We start from the raw sequence: 1526 nt of genomic DNA on the forward strand, positions 1-1526 counted from the left end.
ACTTTCTCGTGTGATGTGCCCATGATTAGACCTTTACCTGCCATTGCCAGCATCTCAGTGTCATTCATACCATCACCAAAGGCAACACAGTTATCCAGCGTTAGGTTCAGAGATTTCGCGACAGCGTCTAAAGCATGGCCTTTAGATACTTCAGCGGCCATCACTTCCAGACACCAAGGTGTTGAGAAGGCAACGTTTAACTTGTCTCCAAATGCTTCTTTTAGCTTTTGCTCAAACGTGACTAGGTGTTCGTGGTCTTGCTCTGGGTGAGTGAAGAAGACCTTGGCAATGCCATCGCTCGGCGCATTATCTGCTTCAAAGCGTTTGTAGCTGAAGCCAGATTCACTGTGGAACTTAGCTAGCATTTCATCTTCACGATCGAGTAGCCAATCTTCATTTTGGTACATGTGAATGAAGATGTTTGGATCTTGGCGAACAATATCAATAACCGGTTGAACGAGTTCTTGAGGTACGTTTTGGCTATACATTAGCTGATCATTCTGGTCGTGCACGCGAGCACCGTTTGACGTGATCATGTACGCCGGAATCCCTGCGATTTGACGAATCCCAGCTACATCGACGTGATGGCGACCCGTTGCGAAGATAAAGGTATAACCTTGCTCGTGTAACTTCTTAAGCGTTAGCTTGGTAAAATCGCTCAACTGATGGTTGGGAGCCAGAAGCGTACCATCTAAATCAGAGGCAACGATTTTCACGGAATCTTTAAGTACAGGAATAGTCATTTAACCCTCATTGCAAAGTGCTTAACCGATATCAACACTAGCCAACGCTAGTATCGTTTGAATTACAATATCTCGACCCAGAAATTGTATGCCAAAATCATGCAAGAAAAGAGGGCAAAGCTCACTTACTTCTCTTCCTCTTTATTCGCTATCTTATGGCTCGTTTCTTCTTGTACTATTGATGTAAGTGTTAAGCAAAGAACTGATTAATGGCATCCAGTGTTTGATTACGGTATTTGTCTTGCTCAAACAACACTTCATGCCTTGAGCCTTCGATGACTTTAAATTGGCAATCCGAGTTGGTTTTCTTCAGTTTATTGATGAATTTTACCTGAGCGTCGTTACTCACAATCTTCTCTTCACCTGCTTGAATCAGCAATAGAGGGATCTTGATTTGACGAGTTTGTTGGATTGACTGCTTGGCTGCCATTAATCCTTGCCATACCCAGCGAGTGCTAGCACCACCGACTTGCAGTGAAGGGTTCTCTTCGTAAAGTCGACGGAACCACTGATAACGAACCTTGCTTTGACTCAGGAGGTTATTCTCAAAAGGTTTCGAGTAATAGGCTTGCTGACCTGGCGCGTAAACCGGTTTGGCGTGATATGCAGTAAGCACTTGCCCAACAATCATTGCGATAGGCTTCAAGTACCACTCGGTGTTGATACCAAACATTGGAGCGCACAAGGTGACCTTATCAAATGGGTGATCTGGATGGGTTTGTAGATAGCGTGTCGCGATAGTGCTACCCATTGAATGGGCTAACAGGTATAGCTTTGCATACT

General features: G+C 44.5%; 2 protein-coding genes. Both read right to left on the reverse strand.

Annotation, left to right across the window (positions count from 1 at the left end):
* The coding region (locus A3712_RS07315; protein ID WP_063522894.1) for a Cof-type HAD-IIB family hydrolase at window positions 1-743 on the reverse strand (743 nt) is incomplete at its 3' end.
* 190 nt (window positions 744-933) lie between these two features.
* Window positions 934-1526: alpha/beta fold hydrolase (locus tag A3712_RS07320; protein ID WP_157618720.1), on the reverse strand; the 593-nt coding region annotated here is incomplete at its 5' end.

The organism is Vibrio sp. HI00D65, assembly GCF_001635455.1.
Taxonomy (GTDB): Bacteria; Pseudomonadota; Gammaproteobacteria; order Enterobacterales; family Vibrionaceae; genus Vibrio.